The organism is Velazquezella soli, from assembly GCF_977018685.1.
The window spans coordinates 575717-600000 of record NZ_CDRNXF010000004.1; the positions used below are offsets into that span (position 1 = coordinate 575717).

Sequence of the window (24284 nt, forward strand, 5' to 3'; positions counted from 1 at the left end):
CGGAGCACCCCGCCCGGAAAGGCGCGTTTTCGAACGGCAGGTCTCCTGGCTCGCGGGTCGTCACCATCCGCCTGCCTTCCCGGATTTCTCCAGTGGCCATAGTGGCAGGATGGCTCGCCGCTTACAGTTGCGGGGGCAGCCGCGGCATTGAACCATGGGATCTTAAAGATGATCCCGGGTTCGCACCGCATTCTCTCTTAGCCCCTACTGTTGCCGGCAAGGGACCGTATCGCAGTCACCTAAGCCTTGTCGCAGGGCAGTGTCAATGTCGCAAAGGCGATTGCCCGTGTGGGGAAACCGTCTATAGTGACCCTGTCTTTGGTGCCCGAGAGGGCTCATCGAAGGGAATGCGGTGCGACGATATCTTGACGTCAAACCCGCGGCTGCCCCCGCAACTGTAAGCGGAAAGTCTCTGCTCAACATGCCACTGGAGACATCCGGGAAGGCGGGTCAGAGGCGTTCGATCCGCGAGCCAGGAGACCTGCCGGAGACGATAGGCACAGTGAAAGTCCTCGGGTGGAGGGCAGAAAGACGACGTCCATGGTTACGAACTCTGCTGCCGGTGCAGCCAGCGTTTCCGCATCGAAAATCATTCCTCTTGGCATGACGGCCATACTCGGCCTGTTCATCGTAGGCTTTGTCGGCTTCTCGCACATCGAGGCCGTGCACAATGCGGCCCACGATACGCGCCACTCGCTGGCCTTTCCCTGCCACTAAGAGGAATTTTCCCAATGTCGCTGTTTCGTAACATCGTCCTCACGGCGGTGATCGCAGGGCTTTTGTCCGGGCTTCTGATGACTGTGATGCAAAGCTTTTCCGTCGTGCCGCTTATTCTGGCGGCAGAGACCTATGAACATGCCGGCGGCGCTGCCGGACATAGCCATGGCACAGCTCCGGATACGGCAGCCAGCACTGCAGCGCCGGCTTCCGCTCAGCATCATCACGCCGAAGAGGCATGGGCGCCGGCCGACGGGCTCGAGCGCTTTGCCTACACGGCTGCCGCCAATGCACTGTCGGCCATCGGTTTTGCGCTGGTTGCCATCGCCATTGCCGAAGCACACGGCGGGTTTGGTGGATGGCGCGGCGGGTTGATGTTCGGCATTGCCGGCTTCCTCACCGTCAGCCTTGCACCCGGCCTCGGTCTGCCGCCGGAACTTCCGGGCATGCCGGCCGCCGAACTGGGACCGCGGCAGATCTGGTGGATTGCGACGGCCGTCTGCACTGCCCTGGCCCTCGGGCTGCTTGCCTATACCCGTTCCGCCCTTCTTGCGGCTCTGGCGGTCGTCCTGCTGGTTGCTCCGCACATCATCGGTGCACCGCTGCCGCCGACCCATGACACCGCGGTGCCGATCGAACTGCATGCGCGGTTCGTCAATGCCGTCTACGCGACGAACCTCGTCTTCTGGGCCGTTCTCGGAGCGCTTTCCGGCGTCATCCGCGAGCGCTTCCGGGCAGGTGAGGGAATCTCGAACACGTCCAAGGAGCTTGCAGTCCGTTGAAGGAAATCGATCAGACCACCGAGCAGCGCCACCGGGCGAAGATGGAAAACCGCAAGGCGGTTCAGGATGCCGAAGTCGCGGAGAAGACCGTCGAAAAGGGTCTCCTCATGGTTCATACCGGCTCCGGCAAGGGCAAGTCGACGGCGGCCTTCGGGCTGGCGCTGCGCACGCTTGGCCACAACCGCCGCGTCGGGATCGTGCAGTTCATCAAGGGCGCATGGTCGACCGGGGAGCAGCCGGCGCTTGCGGTGTTCGGCGACCGCATCGCCTGGCACACAATGGGCGAGGGCTTTACCTGGGAAACCCAGGATCTCAAGCGCGACATCGCCGCTGCCGAGAAGGCCTGGGGCATGGCACTCGAACTGATGGCGGATGAAACGATCGGCCTCGTCATTTTCGACGAACTCAATATCGCGTTGCGTTACGATTATCTCGATCTCGAAACGGTCGTTGCCCAGTTACAGGCGCGCCGGGCGGATCTGCACGTGGTCGTCACCGGCCGTAATGCAAAACCGGCTCTGATCGAGGCGGCGGATCTGGTGACCGAGATGACGCTCGTCAAGCATCACTTCAAGGCCGGCGTCAAAGCCCAGGCCGGCATCGAGTTCTGACGGGTGGTGGCGCGCGCTCTCATGTTTCAGGGGACGGGCTCGGATGTGGGCAAGTCGCTGGTCGTCGCCGGGCTCGCCCGCGTCTTCACGCTGCGTGGCTTAAGCGTTCTCCCATTCAAGCCGCAGAACATGTCCAACAATGCAGCGGTCACCGCTGATGGCGGGGAGATCGGCCGGGCGCAGGCCTTGCAGGCAAGGGCTGCGGGGGTGCCGCTCAGCGTCCATATGAACCCGGTTCTGTTGAAGCCCCAGAGCGAAGTCGGCGCCCAGGTGGTGGTGCAGGGCAGGGTCGAGGGCAATGCCAAGGCTGCCGAGTACCAGCATCTGAAGCCGAAACTGCTTTCGCGGGTGCTTGAGAGCTTCGAAATCCTGAAAGCCAGGGCAGACCTCGTCCTCGTCGAAGGGGCGGGCAGCGCTTCGGAGATCAACCTTCGCCAGAACGATATCGCCAATATGGGCTTTGCCCGCGCTGCCGATGTGCCGGTGGTTCTCATCGGCGATATCGACCGGGGCGGCGTGATCGCGAGCCTCGCCGGCACGAAACTCGTCATCGATGCCGATGACGCGGCAATGATCCACGGCTTTATCGTCAATCGCTTTCGCGGCGATCCGGCCTTGTTTGCCGAGGGCATGCGGATGATCGGTGCGTTTACCGGCTGGCAATCGATCGGCCTCTTGCCGCATTTCGCCGATGCAGCACTTCTGCCGGCAGAAGATGCGCTCGGCCTTACCCAGTCGTTTGCGCGCAAGCCCGGCGCGATGTTGCGGATCGCGGTGCCGATCCTGCCGCATATTTCCAATTTTGACGATCTCGATCCGCTGGAAGCGGAGCCGGATGTCGAGCTCATCCGTGTTCGCCGCGGTGAGGCCATTCCCGGCGACTGCGATCTCGTGCTGCTGGTCGGCTCCAAGGCCACGATCGCGGATCTGGCGGCGCTGCGGGAAGCGGGCTTCGATACGGATATCGCAGCTCATCACAGGCGCGGCGGGCGTGTGCTTGGCCTTTGCGGCGGTTACCAGATGCTCGGCGGACGGATATCGGATCCGGAGGGATCGGAAGGTCCTCCCGGTTCGGCGGAAGGGCTGGGGCTTCTCGATGTCGAGACCGTGCTTTCGGCGTCGAAGCGGCTGGAGGCGGTGACGGGCGTCAGCTCCGACGGGATATCCTTTGCCGGCTACGAAATGCATACGGGTCATACCACTGGCGCCGACTGTTCGCGTCCGTTTTCGAGCATTGGCGGCACTCCGGAAGGTGCATCGTCTAGAGATGGCAGGGTGGTCGGCACCTATGTGCACGGACTGTTTTGCGACGACCGGCAGCGTTCCGCCTGGCTGTCGCGTCTCGGCGGCACCGTGTCGGGCCTGAATTACGAAGCCAATGTCGATGCCATTCTCGATCGCCTTGCCGCGCATATGGAGCAGCATCTCGATATCGACGGACTGCTCAAAATTGCCAGATGAGCAGCGCCAGGATGCCGAACAGGCCGATCAACAGCGCATCCGCTACGCGCGCAAGCTTGAGGGCGCGGGTGATATCATCGAAATTCAGGTTGGTCCGGTTGCCGTCTCCCATGTATCGGGCCTCGAGAATCTGGCCGCCATAACTCCGGGGACCAGCGAGCGCAATGCCAAGCGCACCCGCCATCGCCGCTTCCGGCCAGCCGGCGTTCGGCGAACGGTGGTGTTTCGCGTCCCGGCGGATTGCACGTATGGCATCGCGGGGCGAGGCGTCCTTGACGAAGATCGCGGCCAAAACGAACAGCGCCGCCGTCAGGCGCGAGGCCGGCAGATTGATCAGGTCGTCGAACCGGGCCGCGGCCCAGCCGAACGCTTCATGACGCGGAGACCGATGGCCGATCATGCTGTCGGCGGTATTGGCAGCCTTGTAGGCCGCGCCGCCGGCCAGGCCGCCGATGCCGAGCCAGAAGGCAGGGGCGACCACGCCATCGGAAAAATTCTCGGCCAGGCTTTCGATCGCGGCACGGCAAACCGCGGCGTCATCGAGCTTTTCCGGATCGCGGCCGACAATCATCGAGACGGCCTTGCGTCCGGCGTCGAGCCCGTTGTAGCGCAACGCGGTTGCCACGGCTTCCACATGGGTCTCGAGGCTTTTCTGGGCCGGCAAGCTGGCTGCGGCAAGCACGAGAAGGATTGGTCCGAAGGGCAAAAGCATGAGAACAGCCGCAATCGCCAGCGCGGCGGCGACGGTGCAGCCGATGAGGACGAACAGCGCGAGAATGCCCATGCGTTTGCGGCTGGCGAAATCATCGCCCTCGCGGTTCCATCTTCTGTCGAGTGCGGATATCAGCGCGCCCATCCAGGTGACAGGATGGCCGACGCGTTTGAACAGCCAGTCCGGATAGCCGACGATGCGCTCAGTGATCAGTGCGAAGAATGCGAGAAGGAACATGACGTTGGCGATCTCTGAGTTGGGCAGTCCGATACAGCATGGCGGCAACCTTGCCATGGCGCGTGCGCTCTTTCCTCAGGCACCCGAGCCGTGGATCGATCTATCGACCGGCATCAACCCGCATTCCTATCCGCATACGCCGATCCCCGGCAATATTTTTGCGCGTCTGCCGGAGCCTTCATCGCTCGAGAGGCTGAGGGCCGCAGCGGCTGAGGCATATCGGGCACCGTCACCCGCTCATATCGTGGCCGGGCCGGGAACGCAGATCCTGCTGCCGATCATCGCCGGTCTTGTCGGAGCGACCGGAACGGCAGCTATTCTATCGCCCACCTATGCGGAACATGCGCGTGCCGCGACGATGGCAGGCTTTAAGGTTCTGGAGACGGATGATCTCGGCGATCTTGCGACATCCAGTCTCGCCGTCATCGTCAACCCGAACAATCCGACCGGGCGGATCGTGTCGACGGATGACATTCTGGCGCTGGCGGAAATCATGCGCGCGAAGGGCGGGCTGCTCGTCGTCGATGAGGCCTTCATGGATGTGTCGGAAGCGCAGAGCGTTGTCGGCGCTGTCGGCGAGGGCGGGCTGATCGTGTTGCGCTCCTTCGGCAAGTTCTATGGCATGGCCGGCCTGCGGCTGGGCTTTGCGATCGGCCATCCCGCTGTCACCGTAAAGATCGAGGAAAGGCTGGGGCCCTGGGCGGTCTCCGGTCCGGCTCTGCATGTGGCTTGCGAAGCGCTGGCGGATGCCGATTGGCAGGTCGCGATGCGCATCAGGCTCAGCGCGGATGCTGCAAGGCTGGACGAAGCTCTGTCGGCGGCCGGTATTCGGGTCTTCGGCGGCACGTCACTGTTTCGTTCCATCCGTGACAGGCGCGCTCAAGGTCTCTTCCAGCACCTCGGCGAACACGGGATCATGACCCGACGCTTCCAAGAGCGTCCGGATGATCTGCGGGTAGGGCTTCCCGACGAGAAGGACTGGTCGCGGCTGGAAGCGGCCCTTGCGGGCTTCTAGCCGCCGAACCGGTCTCGCCAGGCCGGTTGGGCGCTGGCATTTGGTAGCGCAACAGCCTCGAAGACACCGCGCGCAACGGCTCTTGCTGTCACCAGGGTTGCAAGATGGCAGAGTTCGGCGAAGGCCCCCATGTCGTCCATCGGGATTTTTCCGGTGGCTGCCGAAAAGATCGTGTCGCCGTCTCCAGGCAGATGCGCGGGCAAGACGGCGCGTGCCAGTCCGTCATGCGCCATGATAGAAAGCCTGTGCGCCTGCGCCTTGGCCAGAACAGCATCAGTGACGACCACGCCGATCGTCGTCGCCTTCAACGTCACGCCCTTCATCCGCAGGGCCGTGTGGTCGTCTGTGAATGTCGCGGGAAGGCCGAGACCACCGAACTCGTCATCCTGCTCAAACGGTGCCGACCAGAAGTGCTTGGTATCACCGACCGTTGCGGCGCCCATGGCATTCACGGCCATGAGGACGGCAATCGTGTGCCCGGACGCGGTCTTTGCGCTTGCCGAACCGATGCCGCCCTTGACGGTCGCGGTCGTAGCGCCGGTGCCGGCCCCGACTGTGCCGAGCGCGAAAACGCCTTTCTGGGCGGCGCAGAAGGCGTCGTAGCCCATGTCGCGATAGGGCGAATGGAGGCCCCAGTCCTTGTCGCCGCCGTTCAGAAGATCCATCAGGATTGCCTGCGGCACGATCGGCACCTTGGCAGACCCGACGGGAAAGCCGCGGCCGATCTGGCGCAGGCCCGCCTGCACCCCGCCGGCCGCGTCCAGCCCGAAGGCAGAACCGCCCGAGAGAACGAAGGCATCGACTGTCTGCACCGTCATGGACGGGTCAAGAAGGGCGGTCTCGCGCCCACCCGGTGCACCGCCGAGAACCGAGCCGGAGGCGACCGCCGGCTCGTCGAAGATGATCGCGGTGACGCCCGAGCCAAGCTGCAGATCGGTCGCGTGGCCAACGGCCACGCCTTCGATATCGGTGAGAAGGTTCAATGGCGCCACCATACGAGTATCAGTCGATATCGAACTTGACGCCCTGCGCGAGCGGCAGGGTGCGGCCATAGTTCACGGTGTTGGTGGCGCGGCGCATGTAGGCGCGCCATGCGTCGGAGCCCGATTCGCGGCCGCCGCCGGTTTCCTTCTCGCCGCCGAAAGCGCCGCCGATTTCCGCGCCCGAGGGACCGATATTCACATTGGCAATGCCGCAATCGGAACCGCGCGCGGAAACGAAGGCTTCGGCTTCCCGGATGTCGTTGGTGAAGATCGAGGAGGACAGGCCCTGCGGCACATCGTTATGCAGCGCAATCGCCTCGTCGAAGTCCTGATATCGGATGACGTAGAGGATCGGCGCGAAGGTTTCGTCTCTGACCGGGCCGGTCTGATCAGGCATTTCAACGATGGCCGGGCGCACGTAATAGGCATCAGCCGCCTCGCCATCCAGCACGCGCTCACCGCCAACCACTGTGCCTCCGGCGGCCTTGGCTGCCTCGAGTGCTGCCTGCATCTTGTCGAAGGCTGCCTGATCGATCAGAGGGCCAACGAGATTGCCGTCCTGCAGCGGAGAACCGATGGTGACCGACTGGTAGGCCTTGGCAAGCCGGGGCACGAGCGCGTCATAAACGCTGTCATGGACGAAGAGGCGCCGCAGCGTCGTGCAGCGCTGTCCGGCCGTGCCCATGGCGGAGAAGGCGACCCCGCGCAGGGTCAGATCGAGATCGGCCGTCGCGGTGACGATCGCGGCGTTGTTGCCGCCGAGTTCGAGAATGGAGCGGGCAAAGCGCTTGGCCAGTCGCGGACCGACTTCGCGGCCCATGCGGGTGGAGCCTGTCGCAGAGACCAGCGGCACCTTGTCGTGGTCAACGAGGATTTCGCCGATGTCGCGGCCGCCGATCAGCAGGGTCGAGAGGTTTTGAGGGGCCTTTCCGCCATCGGCAACATAGCGGGACAGTGCCTTTTCGAATATCGCCTGGGTGGCGAGTGCGGTGAGCGGGGTCTTTTCCGAAGGCTTCCAGATGGTGGAATTGCCGCAGACGAGGGCAAGCGCTGCGTTCCACGACCAGACCGCGACGGGGAAGTTGAAGGCGGAGATGATGCCGACCGGGCCGAGCGGATGCCAGGTTTCCATCATCCGGTGCTCGGAACGCTCAGTTGCGATCGTCAGGCCGTAGAGCTGGCGCGACAGACCAACTGCGAAATCGCAGATGTCGATCATTTCCTGGACTTCGCCAAGACCTTCTGATGTGACCTTGCCGACTTCGATCGACACGAGGCGACCGAGGGAAGTCTTCGCGGCACGCAGTTCCTCGCCCAGCAGCCGGATCAGTTCGCCGCGCTTGGGCGCCGGCACGAGGCGCCATTCGAGGAAGGCCTGATGCGCTGCGTCGATCGCCTTTCCGGCATCGTCTGCGCTCACTTCCGGCAGCTTGCCGATTTCCATGCCCGTGATCGGCGAGCGGACGGTGAGCGTCCCGCCCTTGTACTGGTCGGCTGTGACGCCGAGATCAGCAAAGATCTTGTCCACTTCGGCGACGAGGTCGAGTTTGGCGAGCGTCATGTCGGTCTCCGGATATCGAAATTTGGGGTCAATCTACAAATCGGGGCCGGTTTGACAACAGGTTCGCCGATATTCGTTCAGGGTCAGAAGCGTTCGCCCGTGAAATGAGCGATCTGGGCGCCGGCCTCGTAATAGGCTTCCTTGACGGTGCGAAAGCCTGGTTCGGTGACGCTGGTCAGCGGCAGCGGCAGATCTTCCTCGGTGATTTCTCCGAGGATATGGCGGGCAAGAACCTTGCCGAAACTGGTGCCCGGCGAGATGCCGCGGCCATTATAGCCGGAAAAACCGATGACGTTGCGGCCGAATTTGTGGAAGCGCGGCAGGGCGTTGTCGGTCATGCCGATCTTGCCGTGCCATTCGGCTTCGAATTCCACGTCGCCAAGCTGCGGGAAAAGCCGCTTCAGCGACCGCCGTGCCCAGGACGTGTGAACGTCTATGCCTGTTCCCCGCAATGCGCCGACGGAGCCGAAGACGAGGCGGCCGGCCTTGTCCATCCGGAAGGAGGACAGGACTTCCTTCGTATCCCAGCAGCCTTCGCAGTTCGGCAGCACGGATCCGCGCAGGTTGGCGGACAGCGGCTTTGTCGCCAGGTTGAAATAGGGCAGGTGCACCTGTTCGCGCCGTATCTGCGCCCACGGGCCGGTGCTGTAAGCGTCCGTCGATACGATGATCCAGTCGGCGTCAACCTCGCCGTCAACAGTCTTGACGATCTTCTTGCCATCGGCCTCGGACGTTTCGATGACGGCGCTGCCCGTGTGGATTTTCGCCCCGGCCCTGATGGCCGCATGGGCAAGGCCCCGGGCATAGGCGAGCGGCTGGAGCGTGCCGGCGCGCATGTCGAGGAGCGCGCCTGAATAGGCGCTTGTGCCGATCCGGCGTTCGGTCTCTGCGGCATCCAGCATGGTGACCGGGGCACCGCGCTTTTGCCACTGGCGCGCGCGCTCCTCCAGTTCCCGCAGTCCCTTGTCACCAACAGCGCAGTGAAGCGTGCCGTTGGTTTCGAGCTCGCAGGCGATGGCGTGCTTCTCGATCAGTTCGCGGACGAGGTAGGGGCCGTTGCCGAGCAGGTCGAGCGCCCGCTCGCCGTAGAGATCGCCGAGTTCTTTCGGAAAATCGTCGGGCATGACCCACATGCCGGCATTAATCAGCCCGACATTGCGGCCGGCACCGCCAAAGCCGATCTCGGCGGCCTCGAGGAGAACCACGTCGACACCGCGTTCCGCCAGATGCAAGGCCGCGGAGAGACCGGTGTAACCGCCGCCGACGATCACCACGTCCGACGACGTTGATCCCCTCAGAGGAAGAGTGGAAGGAGCCGCTGGAGCAGTTCTTTCCCAGAGGCCGTGGGAGCGCTGGTCGTCGAGCATCGAAAGTTCCCGAACTTTATGTTTTGCAGACTTTACAGAACCGGTTTCGCGATGAATATCGACATAATCTCAACAGGTCATTCGCGGGAGGAATGACAATGCTCCCGCCAAGACGGTTTCTGCCATCATTTTCGCTTCTTGCCGCCTTCGAGGCGGCTGCTCGCAGTGGCAGCGTCACCGCGGCGGCAAACGAACTCGGCCTGACGCAGAGCGCCGTCAGCCGCCAGATCTCCGCGCTGGAGAAACAACTGGGCGTGGCGCTGTTCCTGCGCGAGCGGCAAACGATTCGGCTGACGCTTGCCGGCGACGCCTATGCGCGCGAGGTGCGTGAAGCGCTGCGGCGGATTTCCAATGCATCGCTGAACCTTCGGGCCAATCCGTCCGGTGGAACCCTCAATCTCGGCATCCTGCCGTTTTTTGGAGCGCGCTGGCTCACTCCAAGGATCGGCAGGTTTCTCGATCTTCACCCAGGCGTCGTCGTCAACCTGACCACCCGGCTGGAGCCGTTCGACTTCCGGTTCGATACGCTGGATGCGGCGATCCATTTCGGCTCGGCGCGCTGGCCGGGTGCTGCCCTGACATTCCTGATGGACGAGGATGTGATCCCGGCCTGCAGCCCGGATTTCCTAAGGAAGCACGCCATTCGGGCACCCGGTGATCTGGTGCATGCGCCGCTGCTTCACCTCAACAGCCGGCCGGATGCCTGGGAGACGTGGTTCCGCACAGCGGCAACCGAGTTCGACGCACTGCATGGCATGTTGTTTGATCAGTTCGCGACCATGGTCGAGGCGGCCGTGGCGGGCCTTGGCACGGCGCTGCTTCCGCGCTTTCTGATCGAGCGCGAACTGCAACAGAGGCTGCTGGTGGAGGCGGTTGCCGGGGGATCGATGGGGACGGGACAATATTATCTCGCCTATCCACCCGACCGCGCAACCTACCCGCCGCTTGCCGTCTTTCGCGACTGGATCTCGCGGGAGATCGAAGCGGATGGCGACCGGTCACTTGCGATCATGGGCGCTATCGGCCAATAGTCCGTGAGACTTGTTATTGTTTTGACCGACCGACGGGAAGACCCTGATGAAACCGATATTCGTCCAGCTTCGCTGCAAGCCCGGCAAGACCTACGAGGTCGCCGATGCGATCTACAAGACCGAGCTGGCTTCCGAACTCTATTCCACCAGCGGTGACTGGGACCTGCTTCTGAAAGTCTATATCAGCGGCGACGATGAAATCGGCCGCTTCGTCAACGAGAAGATCGCCTCCATTCCAGGTATCGAGCGGTCGCTGACGACGATGACGTTCACGGCGTTCTGATCCGTGATGCCTTACATAGAAAAGCCGCCTCAAGGGCGGCTTTTCTGTCTCGACGATCAGGTTTGATCAGGCAAGCGCCGTCGGTGCCTGGGCGCGTGCACGCACCAGGTCACGGATGGCCAGTTTCACTTCGTCGGGCGAATTGAAACGCTGCTCATCGAGATCGATGACGTGAAACTTCACGGCAATGAATTTCAACCGGTCTTCATCCGGGATAACGATACCGACGGGCTCGCCGCCGAATTCTATAACTTGCTTTTGCATGGCATGCTCCCGCGTTTGCTGCCTAAAGCGCAGCACTGGCGAATGGATTTTCAGGAACGAAAGAACTGAAAGGTCTACATTCGACAGCACGGAAGGGAGCTACGCTCCGTGCCTAGCATCTTATACGCGAACCGACCGTAGGCGGCGACGTAAGCAGGTTTAATCATGTCACTCTCCCTCATGGCGTTGCGTAAAATGCCGACGGAAAACGTCCGTCGATCGAAAGTGGACTTTAGGTGACTCGCAGAACGCGATCAACGAAAATCCTTTTAAAGGAAATATTTTTCTGTCTGATGACAGTATCGCGGCGGAAATGTGAAATTTCATTCGCGAGGGCCTGTCCTTCGACAAGCCAGGAAATAGGTGCGGGCCTCGTCTGCGACAAGATGAGACCGGCTAAAGTTATTGTGACACGTTGTTATCCGGCGCTGCGCCGACCGTCGGTAAACCGACAGTCGGATCAAAGCATTAGATGACTCGGATGGATTACCCCATACGCTCGGAGGCGTAGGAGCCGGGGCTCGGCGGGAAGACCACCGTGCGATTGCCGTTGATGAAGGTGCGGTGGTGGATATGCGCATGGATCGCGCGGGCCAGAACCTGGCTTTCCACATCACGGCCAAGCGAGACATAATCGTCGGGCGATTGCGCGTGGGTAATGCGCACCGTGTCCTGCTCGATGATCGGGCCTTCGTCGAGATCGGCGGTGACGTAGTGAGCGGTCGCACCGATCAGCTTCACGCCGCGCTGGTAGGCCTGCTTGTAAGGGTTGGCACCCTTGAAGCTGGGCAGGAAGGAATGGTGGATGTTGATGATCTTGCCCGACATTTTCTGGCACAGCTGATCCGACAGAACCTGCATGTAACGGGCCAGAACCACCAGTTCGGCACCGCTTGCCTCGACGACATCAAGCAACTGGGCCTCGGCCTGCGGCTTGTTTTCCTTCGTCACCTTGATGTGGTGGAAGGGGATATCGTTGTTGACCACCTGCTTCTGGTATTCGAAGTGGTTGGAGACGACGCCGACGATATCGATCGGCAGCGCGCCGATCTTCCAGCGGTAGAGAAGGTCGTTGAGGCAATGGCCGAATCGCGACACCATCAAAAGCACCTTCATGCGTTCTTCGGTATCGAAGATGTCCCATTCCATCTCGAACTTTTCGGCGATCGGCTCGAGGCCTTCGGCAATTGCCGGGCGACCGACGCCTTCTTCGGAAATGAACGAGACGCGCATGAAGAAGCGTCCGGTATCCAGATCGTCGAACTGCGAGCTGTCGATGATGTTGCAGCCCTGTTCCGCCAGAAAGCCGGAAAGCGCAGCAACAATGCCGCGCGTGGAACGGCAGGTGACGGTCAGTACATAGCTTTTCATCGATAACCCCTTGGTCTGCACTTGGCGGAAATCCTTGTAGACATAACCACGCCGGCGGACCATATCCGATGGCGTAGGAAACAACAGAAATACGGAGGCGTTTTTCCGTTCCGGCTCAAAGCAATGGAACGTTCCACTCTTACAAACAGCAGCTTAGGCAAGGACGTCAAAAATTCCGGTCCTTTTGCGCCTTTCACGCGTTGATCACCGTCGCGGTGCTTGGTCCGCCGCGCATTTGTCATTCAATATTTTCGAATATTTATTTCGTCGGATTTTGTAAGATACGGGAGGAATGCTGGTGGCTAGATATGCGGGGCGGTCTCAGGGTAAGGCCTGGTTGGGTAGAAACCTCAGAAGCATTGCCTTGAGGGGAATCGCCTTGATCGGTGCGGCCAGTCTCGCGACGCAGCCGGTTTCCGCTGCCACGACCTGTATGCGGGGCATCAATCTCGCCGGTGCCGAATTCGGCAAGGTTGGCGATGCCTACGGTAAAGGCTACACTTACCCTTCCGCCGAAACGATCCGCTATTTTGCAAGCAAGGGGTTCACGGCCGTTCGGCTGCCATTTCTATGGGAAAGGCTGCAGCCCAAGCTCTATGCGTCGTTCGATCGGGCTGAGGCAAAGCGGCTTGCGGCTACTGTCGAGCTTGTACGCAAAGCCGGGATGGTCGTTATTCTCGATCCGCACAACTACGCTCGCTACAAGGGTGATCTGATCGGGACGGACAACGTTCCGCAAAGCGCGTTCGCCGACTTTTGGCGCAGGCTTTCGGTACGGTTTGGCACAGAGGCAGACATTGCGTTCGGTCTGATGAACGAACCGCATGGTATTGCAGCCGAAGACTGGGTGTCCGCCGCCAACGGTGCGATCGCAGCCATCCGGCAGGCCGGGTCCGCCAGTCTGATCCTTGTTCCCGGCACGGCCTGGACCGGCGCCCATAGCTGGTCTGCCGGCGATTACGGCACCACCAACGCCGCGGCGATGTCGGCGATCGTCGACCCGCAGAACAATTACGTTTTCGAGGTGCACCAGTATCTTGACCAGGATTTCTCCGGCAAGAATGACGAATGCTCGCGTGCCGCTGATGCGGTCAAGGCGCTCTCCGACGTCGGCACCTGGTTGAAGCAGAACAACCGGCGTGGCCTGCTGGGTGAGTTTGCCGTTCCGCGCCAGCCGGAATGCCAGTCGGCATTGGTCGATATGGTCAAGGTCGTCGAGAGCAACCCGGATGCGTGGCTGGGCTGGGCCTATTGGGCAGCCGGTGACTGGTGGCCGGAAGACGAGATCCTCAACATCCAGCCGGTTCGCACGGTCGACAAGCCGCAGATGGCAACGCTTCTGAAAGCGATGTCGGAAAATGCTTCCTGCGGGCGGTAAGCCGTCAATATTTCACGTGAATCACCGAACGTGGACTCAATTCACGTCGGTGGATAGGTGTGTTCGTTGCCGCGAAAATCGCGGACGGAGTAGCAGCCGCCTTCAGGGCGCGCAGCGCTTTCGCCGATGACCGCCTTGCCATGGCCGCCTGGAATATCGAGCACGTAAGTCGGCTGGCAAAGTCCGGAAATGGTGCCGCGCAGAGCCGAAACGATTCGCTGGCCCTCGGCGATATCGAGCCGGAAATGGCCTGTGCCTGGCGCCAGGTCCGGATGGTGCAGGTAATAGGGTTTGATGCGCGTTTCGACGAAAGCCTTCATCAGGTCGCCGAGCACTTTCGGGTCGTCGTTGATGCCTTTGAGCAGGACCGTCTGGCTGACCATCGCAAAGCCGGCTTCAATCAGCCTTGCGCAGGCAGCCCGCGCGTCCTCAGTCATTTCGCGGGGATGGTTGGCGTGGAGCGCCACATAGATTGTCTTGCCGCTTTCCTTCAGCGCCGCAATCATCGGCGCATCCACCCGCTCGGGCTCGACCGCCGGCACGCGCGTATGAAAGCGCACGATTTTGACATGCTCGATTTCAGCCAATCCAGCCATGATCACGGAAAGCCGGCGCGGAGACAGGACAAGCGGATCGCCGCCGGTCAGGATGACTTCCCAAATTTCCTCACGAGTGCGGATGTAGTCGAGCGCGGCCGTTAGTTCGTCCGGCGAAAGCGTTCCATCGCCCTGCGGGCCAACCATTTCACGGCGAAAGCAGAAACGGCAATAGACCGGGCAGATATGCACCGCCTTCAACAGGACGCGGTCCGGGTAGCGGTGGACGATGCCTCTAACCGGGCTGTGCGCCGCATCGCCGATTGGATCGGCCCGTTCGTCCGGTGTGCTGACAAGCTCGGCTTCATCGGGCACGAACTGCCGCGCAATGGGATCGGTACTATCGGTCGGGTCGATCAGCGAAACGACCGTCGGCGTCAGCGCGATCGCGTAACTGCCGGCGACGGCACGGATCCCGTCGAGACGGTCTTGCGCAATCAGACCTGCATCGGCCAGTTCCTCGGGCGTTTTCAAGGTACGCGCGACGCTCACGGCAGAACCTCGGCGACGGGCGCCCACAGGACCTGGTCAATGCGGGTCGCGCCGGTTGCGAGCATCGCCAGGCGATCAAAGCCCAGTGCTGCGCCGCTCGCCTGCGGCATGATCGAAAGGGCCGAGAGAAAATCCTCGTCGATCGGATAGGTCTCGCCGTAGATGCGGGCTTTCTCCGCCATGTCGTGCTCGAACCGGCGGCGCTGTTCGGCCGCATCGGTCAGTTCGCCGAAAGCATTCGCCAGTTCTACGCCGCATGCGTACAGCTCGAAGCGTTCGGCAACGCGGGGATCGCGGGCCGAGGGTCGGGCGAGGGCTGCTTCCGAGATGGGATACTCGCAGAGGATCGTCGCCCGGCCCTGACCGAGATGCGGTTCGATCTTTTCGACCAAGACCTTGCTGAACAGATCCGCCCAGGTATCGTCCTTTGAAACCCGGAGGCCGGTGCGGGTGAGTTCGGACGCGAGAGCGTCGCGATCGGTCGCGCCATCGGTTTGCACGGAGGAAAGCAGATCGATCCCGGCGTATCGAAGGAAGGCTTCCGCCAGCGTCACGATTTCGGGGTCGGCAAAGGGGTCGGTTTCCATGCCGCGAAACGCGAACCGCTTCGTCCCCGTGGTCTCGGCGGCGAGTTTCAGCATGTCGGCGCAATCGGCCATCAGTTGCTCGTAGTTTTCGCCAACCCGGTACCATTCCAGCATGGTGAATTCCGGGTGGTGCAAGGGGCCGCGCTCCCGGTTGCGATAGACATGCGCGAAGGTGAAGATGCGCTTCTCGCCGGCTGCAAGCAGCTTCTTTGCGGCAAATTCTGGCGAAGTGTGCAGGTAAAGCGGCGCTGCGCGGCCGTCGATCGTCAGCGCTTGCGTCGCGAAGGCATGAAGGTGGGTTTCGTTGCCGGGCGATACCTGCAAGGTCGCAGTGTCGACCTCGATGAAATCCGCCTTGCCGAAGAAACCCCGCAGCGCCGTTTGAAGCGCGTTGCGGCCCATCAGGAAAGGCCGCCGGTCAGCGTGGTTTTCCGGTGTCCACCACGGGGCAGATCGGGCTTCGGATCGAAACAGGCTCATTTCGGCTTTCTTCGCGGGTTCTTGCCCGCAAGGCTTCCACTTTGCGCGTTTTTGCGGTAGTTGCCCGGAAAACAGATCATCCGTCCTTCAGGCCGGTTATCGCCCGGTCCTCTACGACGCATTCCCGGCAGTTACAAGCCGGCACGCCAACAAGGAATTCAAATGGTCAAGGTCATCGCATCTTCCGTCCGCAAGGGTAACGTCATCGACGTCGACGGCAAGCTCTATGTGGTTCTCACCGCCGAGAACTTCCATCCCGGCAAGGGCACTCCGGTGACCCAGGTCAACATGCGTCGCATCGTTGACGGCGTGAAGGTTTCGGAACGCTGGCGCACCACGGAACAGGTCGAGCGCGCCTTCGTCGAAGACGTCAACTTCCAGTTCCTCTATGAAGACGGCGAAGGCTTCCACTTCATGAACCCGGAAAACTACGACCAGATCGTCGTGGACGTGGATACGATGGGCGACCAGAAGGCGTATCTGCAGGAAGGCATGACCTGCGTCCTGTCTATGCATGAAGGTATCGCGCTCGCGCTGCAGCTGCCGCGTCACGTCACGCTCGAGATCGTCGAGACCGAGCCGGTCACGAAGGGACAGACAGCATCGTCCTCCTACAAGCCGGCGATCCTGTCGAACGGCATCCGCACGGCCGTTCCGCCGCATGTTGATACCGGCACCCGCGTCGTCATCGCCACGGAAGACAATTCCTACGTCGAGCGCGCCAAGAACTGATCGAAGCATCAAGCTTCATTCGAGCATAAAAAAACCTCCGAGCCGCAGGCTTCGGAGGTTTTTTGTTGTCTGGCGATCCTGCAAGAAGAAAAGGGCCGGCGAACCGGCCCGTCCATCCTGTTTCGCTGTTTAGTTTTTCAGAACCAGCTTGGCGGAGGCCACCTGTGCCGTCGGTGATCCGAAGGCATAACCGCCACCGAGTGCGACGTTGAGCGAGACATAGTCCTGCGCCATCTGCTGTACGGCCTGGGCCAGGCTTGCCTGGGCGGTGGAAACTTCGCGCTGTGCGTCGAGAACGTCGAGCAGCGAGGAGGCGCCATCACGATAGCTGGCGGTCGCGAGCTGCAGAGCTTCCTCGTAGGATTTCACGGTCGCACGGAGCGCTGCCACGGTGCGGCCATCGCGGGCAACGGCGGCAAGCGCGTTCTCGACTTCCTCAACGGCATCGAGAACCGTCTGCTTCCAGGACAGATAGGCTTCGCGGGCTGACGATTCGGACGACTTGACGTTGGCACGCAGGGCGCCGCCGTCGAAGATCGGAAGAGATAAGGCCGGACCGAAGGACCAGGACAGGATGCCACTTTCGCCGCTTCCTGCTACGCGGGTGTAGGATGGCGAAATGGAGCCACCGAGCGTAATCGCCGGATAGAGCTGTGCTTCGGCAACGCCGATCTGCGCAACGGCTGCGGCAAGCTGCCGTTCGGACGCACGAATGTCAGGTCGATTGCGGATCAGGTCGGCGGGAATGCCGGTCTTGGTGCTGTAGCGGGCGACCGGCTGGCGGGCACCTCGCTGCAGTTCAGGAAGCAGTGTGGACGCCGGCATGCCGAGAAGCGTCGCGATGCGATGCGCGGCGGTGCGATACTGGGTCTCGAGACCTGGCAGCTCTGAAAGTGTCGAGTTCACAAGACCTTCGGCCTGAACAACATCCAGTCTGGAGGCAGCACCGGCTTCCAGCTGAAGCTTGGTGAGATCAAGCGTTTCACGGCGAGAACCGAGGTTCTTTTTGGTGATCGCGATACGCTCCTGATAGTAGCGAACATCGATATAGGCAGCGGCAACCTGCGAAAGCAGGCTGAGGCGGGCGACGTCAACGCTCGCGTAGGCCGAGTCGAGGCTGGCAAGAGCCGATTCCTTGCTGCGGCGGTAAAGGCCGAACAGATCGAGGAACCAGGACGCGCTGGCCCCACCACTGGCGGATGATTGCGGCGAAGTCGATGTGGCACCGAGCCGCCCGCCGATGTCCTTGGTGCCGCTGCGTTCGCCCTGCGCATCGATATCGAGCGAAGGAAGACCGCCGGCGCCGGCGCTGACGACGGATGCCTGGGCCTGGTTGATGCGTTCCAGAGCCTGCAGAACGCTGAGGTTCTGGGCCAGGCCCGTCTGCATGTAGCCGTTCAGGCGCGTGTCGGAAAACGCCGTCCACCAGGCTTTCATGGAAACGTCGCCATTGCTCGTCTGTCCGCCCTCGGCAAACTTTGCAGGCAGGGACACTTCCGGGGCCTGATGGTTCGGTCCGACCACGCAGCCGGAGAGAAGGAGCATGACGAGAGGAGCGGCTACGCGAATGGATGTCATATCTTTGTCCCGAAACCCTTAAGATCGTGGCTCCGCGTATGACGGAGCAAATCAATGCACAGCTCACCGCTCAGACGTGCGGCGATTCGATGCTGGCAATCCGTTAACAGATTCACACTGTCTTCACTTGTTTTTCACGCTTTGATAACCGGCGCACAACAACAAAGAAGGACGGAACGAAGAAAATTCCGAGCAGTGTTGCAGAAAGCATACCACCCAGCACGCCGATGCCGATGGCGTTCTGAGCGGCAGAGCCGGCGCCCGTTGCGATCGCAAGTGGTACCACGCCGAGAATGAATGCGAGCGACGTCATGATGATCGGACGAAGGCGCAATCTTGCGGCCTCGAGGGTCGCTTCGAGCACGCCCATACCTGTCTCCTGACGATCCTTGGCGAATTCGACGATCAGGATGGCGTTCTTCGCCGCCAATCCGATTGTCGTCAAAAGACCGACCTTGAAGTAGACGTCGTTCGACTGGCCAAGCAGATAGGCTGCAGCCAATGCGCCAAGGACGCCGATCGGAACCGCGAGAATGACCGAGAACGGAATCGACCAGCTTTCATAAAGTGCCGCAAGGCAGAGGAATACGATCAGAACGGACAGGCCGTAAAGCATGGGAGCCTGGGAACCAGACAACCGTTCCTGATAGGAGATGCCCTGCCAGGCCACGGAGTAGCCACCCGGCAATGCCGCAGTCAGCTTCTCCATCTCGTCCATGGACTGACCGGTGCTGACGCCGGCGCCGGTCGCGCCGTCAAGCGATATGGCACTGACGCCGTTGAACCGCGCAAGCTGCGGCGTGCCCGTGTTCCACTGGACGGTGCTGAAGGACGAAAACGGGACCATCTCGCCGCCGGTGTTGCGCGCAAACCAGTATTTGAGGTCTTCCGGCTGCATGCGGTAAGGCGCATCACCCTGCACATAGACGGGCTTCAGCTTGTTCTCGAGCGTGAAGTCATTGACGTCGCGACCGGCAAAGATGGTCGTCAGCATCGAATTGACCGAAGCGAGGTCGACACCCATCGCACCCAGCTTCTCCTGGTCGAGCAGGATCTGCAGCTGCGTTTCGGTTCTCTGCGAGTTGCTGCGCAGCGAGCCGATATTGCGGTTGCTGCCCGCGATCTGCATCAGCTGCTGCGATGCGCTCGTCAAAGCGGGATTGCCGTTGTTGCCGCTGTCGACAAGGTACATCGAAAAGCCGCTGGAATTGCCGAGGCCCTGGATTGCGGGTGGCAGAAGCGCAAACACCTGCGCGTCACGCAGTCCGAAGAAATGGCGCTGAGCCCGCTGCACAACGGCGGCCGCTTCCTGCTGCGGCTCGGTGCGAACATCGAAATCCTTGAGCTTGGCAAAGATCATCGCATTGTTCTGGCCGGTGCCATTGAAGCTGAAGCCCATCGCACCGAACACCGAAGCGACGCTGTCCTTCTCGTCATTGAGGAAGAAGGACTCGATCTGCTTGACCACTTCCTCGGTTCTGGCGGTCGTCGAACCGTTGGGAGTCTGGACAAGCACCATCAGAACGCCCTGGTCTTCCTGCGGAAGGAAGGAACTGGGGAGCCTTGAAAACAACAGACCGCAACCGCCGACAATCAGTGCGAAAAGAAGCATGACGCGCAGCGGCCGCTTCAGAAGATAACCGATCGATCCGACATAGCCGTTTGTCGTCTTGTCGAAGCCGCGGTTGAACCAGGCGCCGATACCCTTGTTCTTCTTCTCGTGATTGACCGGCTTCAGGATCGTCGCGCAGAGCGCCGGCGTCAGCACGATCGCAACCACGGCCGAAAGCAGCATCGCGGAAACGATGGTTATCGAGAACTGGCGATAGATGATGCCTGTCGACCCACCGAAGAAGGCCATCGGGATAAACACGGCCGTCAGAACCAGCGCGATGCCGATGATGGCACCGGTAATTTCGTGCATGGACTTTTCGGTCGCCTCGAGAGGAGACAAACCTTCCTCGTCCATGATGCGCTCGACGTTTTCGACGACGACGATCGCGTCATCCACGAGAAGGCCGATAGCCAGCACCATGGCGAACATGGTCAGCGTGTTGATCGAATAGCCCGTCAGCGCCAGGATGCCGAACGTGCCAAGCAGCACCACCGGAACGGCGACCATGGGGATCAGCGTTGCCCGCAGGTTCTGAAGGAAGACCAGAAGCACCACGAACACCAGAACGATCGCTTCGATCAGCGTGTGAATGACCTTCTCGATCGACAGCTCGACGAACGGCGTCGTGTCGTAGGGATAGGTGATGCTGACATTTTCGGGAAGCGTCGGCTCAACCCGGTTGAGGGCGGTTTTTACCCTTTCGGCGGTATCGAGCGCATTGGCGCCTGTCGCGAGGTTGACCGCAAAGCCCGCCGCCGGCTTGCCGTTAAAGCGGGAGCTGCCACCATAGCTTTCCTGGCCGATCTCGACCCGGCCGATATCCGATATCCTGACCGTTGCGCCGTCCTGTCCGACTTTGAGGATGATCCGTTCAAAGTCGTCGACGGTGGTCAGCTGGCTCTGGGCGGTCATGGTGACGGTCAGCTGCTGGCCTTCCGACACGGGCTGCGCCCCGAGCGAACCAACGGACACCTGGGTATTCTGCGCTTCGATCGCGGACGTGACGTCAGCCGACGTCAACTGGTATTTCTGGAGCTTGAAGGGATCGAGCCAGACGCGCATTGCATAGCCTGAGCCGAAGATATTGATGCTGCCGACGCCTTCCAGGCGCTTCACCTGATCTTCGATCTGGGTCGAGAACACGTCGCCAAGATCGACCGAACTGCGCTTGCCGTCCGATGACACAAGCGCGCCGACCATCAGGATACTGGAGGTGGAGCGGGAGACTTCGATGCCGGACTGCTGCACGACGTCAGGCAGCTGCGACTGTACCAGCTGCAACTTGTTCTGCACCTGAACCTGGGCGATATCAGGCATGATCGAGTTGCCGAATGTCAGCGTGACGGTCGCGCGTCCCGTTGACGACGACGAATTCATGTAGGTGAGATCGTCGAGACCGGTCATGCCGTCTTCGATGATCGTTGTCACGGATTTCTCGACGGTTTCGGCGCTGGCGCCGTTATAGCTGGCGGAAATGCGCACCGTGGTCGGGGCGATATCCGGATACTGCGAGATCGACAGCGTGGTGATGGCGAGCGCACCACCGAGCATGATCACGATCGCAATAACCCAGGCGAAGACGGGCCGCCGGATGAAGTAATGGGCCATTCACTTGTTCCTTGCCGTATTCGGGGCGGCGTTCTTCGAGTTGTTGCGGGATGCGGACCTCAACCTCTACGGCTTCGGCGCATCAACCTTCGGCTTCTCGACTGTAAATCCCTGCTCGTTGACCGTGACTTCGATGGGCTGGACGGCGGCGGCGTCGGCAATCCACTGGAACCCGTCGACGATCAGGCGATCGCCATCCGCGATGCCGTCGGTGACCAGCCAGTTGTTGCCGGATGTGGTGCTCACCGTGAAGGTCCGCGTTTCTACCTTGTTATCCGCGCCAACGAATTTCGCCGTCAGTTCACCACGGGCATTGCGGGTCGCGGCACGCTGCGGGATCAGATAGCCGTTTTCGTTGCCAAGCGTCACCGTCGCACGCACATACATGCCGGGCAGAACGATATTGTCCGGGTTGGGGAACACGGCACGGATCTGAAACGTGCCGGTGGTTTCGCTGACAGCCATTTCCGACATGTCGAGCTTGCCGGCAGGTTCGTAAGCCTTGCCGTCCTCCAACCGCAATCGGATCTCGGCGTTGCGCGGATCGCCGGTGACCCGGCCGGACGCAAAGGCTGCACGAAGCTCCAGGAGATTGGTGCTGGAATCGATGAGATCGATATAGATCGGATCGAGCTTGCGCAGTGTCGACAGCGCGTCGGTCTGGTTGGCGGTGACGATATTGCCGAGGCTGACATTGGAGATGGTCGTGACGCCATCGAAGGGCGCCCTGATCTTGGTCAGGTCGAGATCGATCTCGGCCGATTGCAGAGCGGCCTGCGCCTGCGCCACATCGGCCTCTGCCTGAAGCAGGGTGACCTTCGCATTTTCATATTCGATCTGCGTCGCGCCGCTGTTGACCAGCCGCTCGTAGCGGGTGAGGTTTGCCTGCGCGGCCGGGATGCTGACCTCGGCCTTGGAAAGGCTCGCTCTCGCCTGCGCGACGGTCGCCTCGTAAAGATTGTCCTCGATCTGATAGAGGATGTCGCCCGCCTTGACTTCGCTTCCTTCCTTGAAGCTGATCTCACGAATGGCGCCGGTCACACGCGGCCTGATCTGGGTCGTCTGGAATGCAACGGCGCGGCCCGGCAAAATCGAGGTAATCGGCCGCTCGGCCTTTTGCATGACGACGACACTGACGGCCTGCGGCGGCTTCTGAGGTGCGCCGTCGGCTGGAGCGTTTGCGGTCTGCTGATCGGAATCGCTGCAGGAGGCGAGCAAGACCGTGAAAAGGAGGGGGAGAAGCAGTTTGCGACGGGTCATCGTTGGATCCAGGGCCGGTCGTTGCGCATTCCGAAGAACCGGATTTCCTCGGGAGGGACAGGTTAACCCACAAGAAGCGGGAGGAAGCATGGCAAGGGGCGGAACCGCCACAGCCCAGCCTCGAAGTGACGTAATTCACTTATCGTCACTTTGCAAGCGGGCTTTGCAGTGCAGCATTCACGAGTTCGACAAGTCCGTCGCAGCGGGCATGCAGCTCCGCCTCGTCGGCATGTATAAGAAAGACATGGTGGAGGACCCCTGCAAAGCAAGGGGCAACGCTCCGCCCGATGGTACTTTCCGGTGCGGACTTGTAGACCCCGGTTTCGAAGCCGTGGCGAACGACGCTTTCAAAGAGATCCTCAATGAGCTTTCGATAATGCCGGCCGCTGGGCAGGTCGGTACTTGCCATCATGGCCAGCATTTCGAAAAACAGCGGATTATCCCTGATATCGGCCAGATGCGCGTCCATCAGGCGGCGCGCGACAAGTCCCAGCCGCGCTGGCGCCGGGACGGAATCGTCCTTCGCGTCGAAGCGACCGATCATCCGGGTGGTGTGCCGGTCGCAGATTGCATCCGCAAGCACCGTCTTGGATTGAAAGTGCTTGAAGACATTGGCGGGCGACATCTGCAATTCGGCTGCAAGGTCGGCGATCGAAAAGCCGGCAAAACCCTTCTTCCTGAGCAGCGCTTCGGCGGCCGTCAGGATATCCGCTTTTGTCTCTTCCGCCTTGCGCCTTGGTCTTCGCACGATGTCCTCAAGTGTGTGCCGCCGATACCGCCCGGAGACTGCTGCTGATCAAGTACCGAAATACGGCTCGAGGTTCTTGCGAATGCGCGCCAGCACCGTCTCGCCGCACTCATCGGGCACGAAACGCGCGCCCGTGATCGTTTCATACGCGGTTCGGTAAACCTTGGCCGTTTCCTCGATCAGATCGGCCGGGATTTCCGGAATATCGTCCTTGTAGGGATCGCAGCGTTCGACCACCCAAGAGCGGATGAAATCCTTGTCGAAGCTTTTTGGACGGCCGCCGGTTGAAAAGGCGTCGTCATAGCTGTCGGCAATCCAGTAACGACTGCTGTCGGGCGTGTGGATTTCGTCGGCGAGAATGATTGTACCATCCGCGTCGGTGCCGAACTCGTATTTCGTATCGACAAGAATGAGGCCGCGTTTTGCCGCAAGCTCCTGGCCGCGGGCAAACAATGCCAGCGCATAGCGCGACAGCGTTTCCCACTGTTGCGCCGTCAGCAGTCCCTGCGCAATGATATCATCCGGCGTCAGTGGTTCGTCATGACCGCCGTCGAATGCCTTGCTGGTGGGGGTGATCACCGGATACGGCAGAACCTGGTTGTCCTTCAGCCCGTCGGGCAGCTCGAGACCATACATGCGGCGCTGACCCTTCTTATAGAGCGTCAGAAGCGATGTGCCGGTCGTTCCGGCAAGATAGCCGCGCACGACGATCTCGACGGGCAGGATATCCAGCCACTTGCCGATGACGACATTTGGGTCCGGATAGGAGATGACGTGGTTGGGGCAGATATCGGCCGTTGCATCGAACCAGTAGC

General features: G+C 61.2%; 22 protein-coding genes and 2 riboswitches (1 of these 24 cut by a window edge). Of the genes, 9 read left to right on the forward strand and 13 right to left on the reverse strand.

Translation table 11 applies throughout. The annotated features are described in order from the left end of the window. Window positions 1–18: 18 nt before the first annotated feature. Window positions 19–245: riboswitch (cobalamin riboswitch) on the reverse strand. Between the two features lie 57 nt (window positions 246–302). After that, window positions 303–503, forward strand: a riboswitch (cobalamin riboswitch). A gap of 37 nt (window positions 504–540) precedes the next feature. Genes AC0JZ8_RS06405 through AC0JZ8_RS06420 form a run of 4 tightly spaced genes read left to right on the forward strand, consistent with a single transcriptional unit; the run spans window position 541 to window position 3571 of the window. Then, on the forward strand, window positions 541–717 hold the full coding sequence (locus AC0JZ8_RS06405; RefSeq protein WP_062576923.1) for a CbtB domain-containing protein: 177 nt from the start codon (window positions 541–543) through the stop codon (window positions 715–717). Between the two features lie 14 nt (window positions 718–731). Continuing rightward, entirely contained in the window at window positions 732–1499 is a 768-nt protein-coding gene (locus tag AC0JZ8_RS06410) for a CbtA family protein (protein ID WP_471892094.1), read from the forward strand. Next, window positions 1496–2110, forward strand: a complete 615-nt coding sequence (gene cobO / locus AC0JZ8_RS06415) for a cob(I)yrinic acid a,c-diamide adenosyltransferase (protein WP_471892095.1) — start codon at window positions 1496–1498, stop codon at window positions 2108–2110. Before AC0JZ8_RS06410 ends, cobO begins: the two co-directional genes overlap by 4 nt. Window positions 2111–2113: 3 nt before the next feature. Then, window positions 2114–3571 carry a cobyric acid synthase gene (locus AC0JZ8_RS06420; protein WP_471892096.1) on the forward strand — a complete coding sequence of 486 codons (1458 nt, stop codon included), beginning with the start codon at window positions 2114–2116 and terminating at the stop codon, window positions 3569–3571. On the opposite strand, the gene cbiB is transcribed toward AC0JZ8_RS06420, so the two are convergent. Beyond that, complete coding sequence (gene cbiB / locus AC0JZ8_RS06425) at window positions 3555–4520, reverse strand: adenosylcobinamide-phosphate synthase CbiB (protein WP_471892097.1); 966 nt, start codon at window positions 4518–4520, stop codon at window positions 3555–3557. The genes AC0JZ8_RS06420 and cbiB overlap by 17 nt on opposite strands. On the opposite strand from cbiB, the gene cobD reads away from it, so the two are divergent. Beyond that, window positions 4519–5535: a threonine-phosphate decarboxylase CobD gene (gene cobD, locus AC0JZ8_RS06430; protein ID WP_471892098.1), complete on the forward strand. Its 1017-nt coding sequence runs from the start codon at window positions 4519–4521 to the stop codon at window positions 5533–5535. The two genes, cbiB and cobD, sit on opposite strands and share 2 nt — an antisense overlap. Here the strand turns inward: cobD and AC0JZ8_RS06435 are convergent. The 3 genes from AC0JZ8_RS06435 to AC0JZ8_RS06445 all read right to left on the reverse strand — a co-directional run bounded on the left by AC0JZ8_RS06435 (window position 5532) and on the right by AC0JZ8_RS06445 (window position 9446). Beyond that, the gene (locus AC0JZ8_RS06435) at window positions 5532–6530 is read right to left on the reverse strand and encodes a P1 family peptidase (RefSeq protein ID WP_471892099.1); all 999 of its coding nucleotides are present in this window, start codon (window positions 6528–6530) and stop codon (window positions 5532–5534) included. The genes cobD and AC0JZ8_RS06435 overlap by 4 nt on opposite strands. A gap of 7 nt (window positions 6531–6537) precedes the next feature. Continuing rightward, window positions 6538–8079, reverse strand: a complete 1542-nt coding sequence (amaB, locus tag AC0JZ8_RS06440) for an L-piperidine-6-carboxylate dehydrogenase (protein WP_471892100.1) — start codon at window positions 8077–8079, stop codon at window positions 6538–6540. 83 nt (window positions 8080–8162) lie between these two features. After that, the gene (locus AC0JZ8_RS06445) at window positions 8163–9446 is read right to left on the reverse strand and encodes an NAD(P)/FAD-dependent oxidoreductase (protein ID WP_471892101.1); all 1284 of its coding nucleotides are present in this window, start codon (window positions 9444–9446) and stop codon (window positions 8163–8165) included. Window positions 9447–9538: 92 nt separating this feature from the next. On the opposite strand from AC0JZ8_RS06445, the gene AC0JZ8_RS06450 reads away from it, so the two are divergent. Together AC0JZ8_RS06450 and AC0JZ8_RS06455 are read left to right on the forward strand one after the other, a co-directional pair. Next, a complete protein-coding gene (locus tag AC0JZ8_RS06450) occupies window positions 9539–10477 on the forward strand; it encodes a LysR family transcriptional regulator (protein ID WP_471892102.1) in 939 nt (312 codons plus the stop codon). 46 nt (window positions 10478–10523) lie between these two features. Continuing rightward, window positions 10524–10760 carry an Lrp/AsnC ligand binding domain-containing protein gene (locus AC0JZ8_RS06455; protein WP_062463623.1) on the forward strand — a complete coding sequence of 79 codons (237 nt, stop codon included), beginning with the start codon at window positions 10524–10526 and terminating at the stop codon, window positions 10758–10760. Window positions 10761–10826: 66 nt separating this feature from the next. On the opposite strand, the gene AC0JZ8_RS06460 is transcribed toward AC0JZ8_RS06455, so the two are convergent. Continuing rightward, window positions 10827–11024: a hypothetical protein gene (locus tag AC0JZ8_RS06460; protein ID WP_062576904.1), complete on the reverse strand. Its 198-nt coding sequence runs from the start codon at window positions 11022–11024 to the stop codon at window positions 10827–10829. Between the two features lie 486 nt (window positions 11025–11510). After that, window positions 11511–12395: a formyltetrahydrofolate deformylase gene (gene purU / locus AC0JZ8_RS06465; RefSeq protein ID WP_062577168.1), complete on the reverse strand. Its 885-nt coding sequence runs from the start codon at window positions 12393–12395 to the stop codon at window positions 11511–11513. Window positions 12396–12759: 364 nt separating this feature from the next. On the opposite strand from purU, the gene AC0JZ8_RS06470 reads away from it, so the two are divergent. Beyond that, entirely contained in the window at window positions 12760–13773 is a 1014-nt protein-coding gene (locus AC0JZ8_RS06470; RefSeq protein ID WP_244476271.1) for a glycoside hydrolase family 5 protein, read from the forward strand. A gap of 41 nt (window positions 13774–13814) precedes the next feature. On the opposite strand, the gene AC0JZ8_RS06475 is transcribed toward AC0JZ8_RS06470, so the two are convergent. Both AC0JZ8_RS06475 and epmA read right to left on the reverse strand, forming a co-directional pair. After that, complete coding sequence (locus tag AC0JZ8_RS06475) at window positions 13815–14861, reverse strand: lysine-2,3-aminomutase-like protein (protein ID WP_471892103.1); 1047 nt, start codon at window positions 14859–14861, stop codon at window positions 13815–13817. Beyond that, window positions 14858–15928: an EF-P lysine aminoacylase EpmA gene (gene epmA / locus AC0JZ8_RS06480; protein WP_471892104.1), complete on the reverse strand. Its 1071-nt coding sequence runs from the start codon at window positions 15926–15928 to the stop codon at window positions 14858–14860. Before epmA ends, AC0JZ8_RS06475 begins: the two co-directional genes overlap by 4 nt. Before the next feature lie 162 nt (window positions 15929–16090). On the opposite strand from epmA, the gene efp reads away from it, so the two are divergent. Then, window positions 16091–16660, forward strand: a complete 570-nt coding sequence (efp, locus tag AC0JZ8_RS06485; protein ID WP_062463637.1) for an elongation factor P — start codon at window positions 16091–16093, stop codon at window positions 16658–16660. Window positions 16661–16789: 129 nt separating this feature from the next. Here the strand turns inward: efp and AC0JZ8_RS06490 are convergent, their stop codons facing one another. From AC0JZ8_RS06490 to AC0JZ8_RS06510, 5 genes are all read right to left on the reverse strand, one after another. Continuing rightward, window positions 16790–18238: an efflux transporter outer membrane subunit gene (locus AC0JZ8_RS06490; protein WP_113112103.1), complete on the reverse strand. Its 1449-nt coding sequence runs from the start codon at window positions 18236–18238 to the stop codon at window positions 16790–16792. 112 nt (window positions 18239–18350) lie between these two features. Then, window positions 18351–21461 carry an efflux RND transporter permease subunit gene (locus AC0JZ8_RS06495; RefSeq protein WP_062463643.1) on the reverse strand — a complete coding sequence of 1037 codons (3111 nt, stop codon included), beginning with the start codon at window positions 21459–21461 and terminating at the stop codon, window positions 18351–18353. 66 nt (window positions 21462–21527) lie between these two features. Then, entirely contained in the window at window positions 21528–22721 is a 1194-nt protein-coding gene (locus AC0JZ8_RS06500) for an efflux RND transporter periplasmic adaptor subunit (protein WP_471892105.1), read from the reverse strand. 145 nt (window positions 22722–22866) lie between these two features. Next, window positions 22867–23469 (reverse strand): TetR/AcrR family transcriptional regulator, encoded by a 603-nt coding sequence (locus AC0JZ8_RS06505; protein WP_062463649.1) that lies wholly within the window; start codon window positions 23467–23469, stop codon window positions 22867–22869. Between the two features lie 48 nt (window positions 23470–23517). Further along, window positions 23518–24284, reverse strand: the 3' portion of a protein-coding gene (locus AC0JZ8_RS06510) for a phosphoribosylaminoimidazolesuccinocarboxamide synthase (protein ID WP_471893333.1). Its footprint extends 181 nt past the window's final position; only the last 767 of its 948 coding nucleotides appear in the window; its start codon lies off the right edge, out of view — the gene reads right to left on this strand; the stop codon is at window positions 23518–23520.

Excerpts from the sequence above, each read along its gene's own strand:
- cbiB (WP_471892097.1), bottom strand. The coding sequence starts at position 4,520 with ATGTTCCTTCTCGCATTCTTCGCACTGATCACTGAGCGCATCGTCGGC.
- AC0JZ8_RS06495 (WP_062463643.1), bottom strand. The coding sequence starts at position 21,461 with ATGGCCCATTACTTCATCCGGCGGCCCGTCTTCGCCTGGGTTATTGCG.
- efp (WP_062463637.1), top strand. The coding sequence starts at position 16,091 with ATGGTCAAGGTCATCGCATCTTCCGTCCGCAAGGGTAACGTCATCGAC.
- epmA (WP_471892104.1), bottom strand. The coding sequence starts at position 15,928 with ATGAGCCTGTTTCGATCCGAAGCCCGATCTGCCCCGTGGTGGACACCG.
- purU (WP_062577168.1), bottom strand. The coding sequence starts at position 12,395 with ATGAAAAGCTATGTACTGACCGTCACCTGCCGTTCCACGCGCGGCATT.
- amaB (WP_471892100.1), bottom strand. The coding sequence starts at position 8,079 with ATGACGCTCGCCAAACTCGACCTCGTCGCCGAAGTGGACAAGATCTTT.
- AC0JZ8_RS06455 (WP_062463623.1), top strand. The coding sequence starts at position 10,524 with ATGAAACCGATATTCGTCCAGCTTCGCTGCAAGCCCGGCAAGACCTAC.
- AC0JZ8_RS06490 (WP_113112103.1), bottom strand. The coding sequence starts at position 18,238 with ATGACATCCATTCGCGTAGCCGCTCCTCTCGTCATGCTCCTTCTCTCC.
- cobD (WP_471892098.1), top strand. The coding sequence starts at position 4,519 with ATGACGTTGGCGATCTCTGAGTTGGGCAGTCCGATACAGCATGGCGGC.
- AC0JZ8_RS06445 (WP_471892101.1), bottom strand. The coding sequence starts at position 9,446 with ATGCTCGACGACCAGCGCTCCCACGGCCTCTGGGAAAGAACTGCTCCA.
- AC0JZ8_RS06460 (WP_062576904.1), bottom strand. The coding sequence starts at position 11,024 with ATGCAAAAGCAAGTTATAGAATTCGGCGGCGAGCCCGTCGGTATCGTT.
- AC0JZ8_RS06405 (WP_062576923.1), top strand. The coding sequence starts at position 541 with ATGGTTACGAACTCTGCTGCCGGTGCAGCCAGCGTTTCCGCATCGAAA.
- AC0JZ8_RS06410 (WP_471892094.1), top strand. The coding sequence starts at position 732 with ATGTCGCTGTTTCGTAACATCGTCCTCACGGCGGTGATCGCAGGGCTT.
- AC0JZ8_RS06435 (WP_471892099.1), bottom strand. The coding sequence starts at position 6,530 with ATGGTGGCGCCATTGAACCTTCTCACCGATATCGAAGGCGTGGCCGTT.
- AC0JZ8_RS06450 (WP_471892102.1), top strand. The coding sequence starts at position 9,539 with ATGACAATGCTCCCGCCAAGACGGTTTCTGCCATCATTTTCGCTTCTT.
- AC0JZ8_RS06500 (WP_471892105.1), bottom strand. The coding sequence starts at position 22,721 with ATGACCCGTCGCAAACTGCTTCTCCCCCTCCTTTTCACGGTCTTGCTC.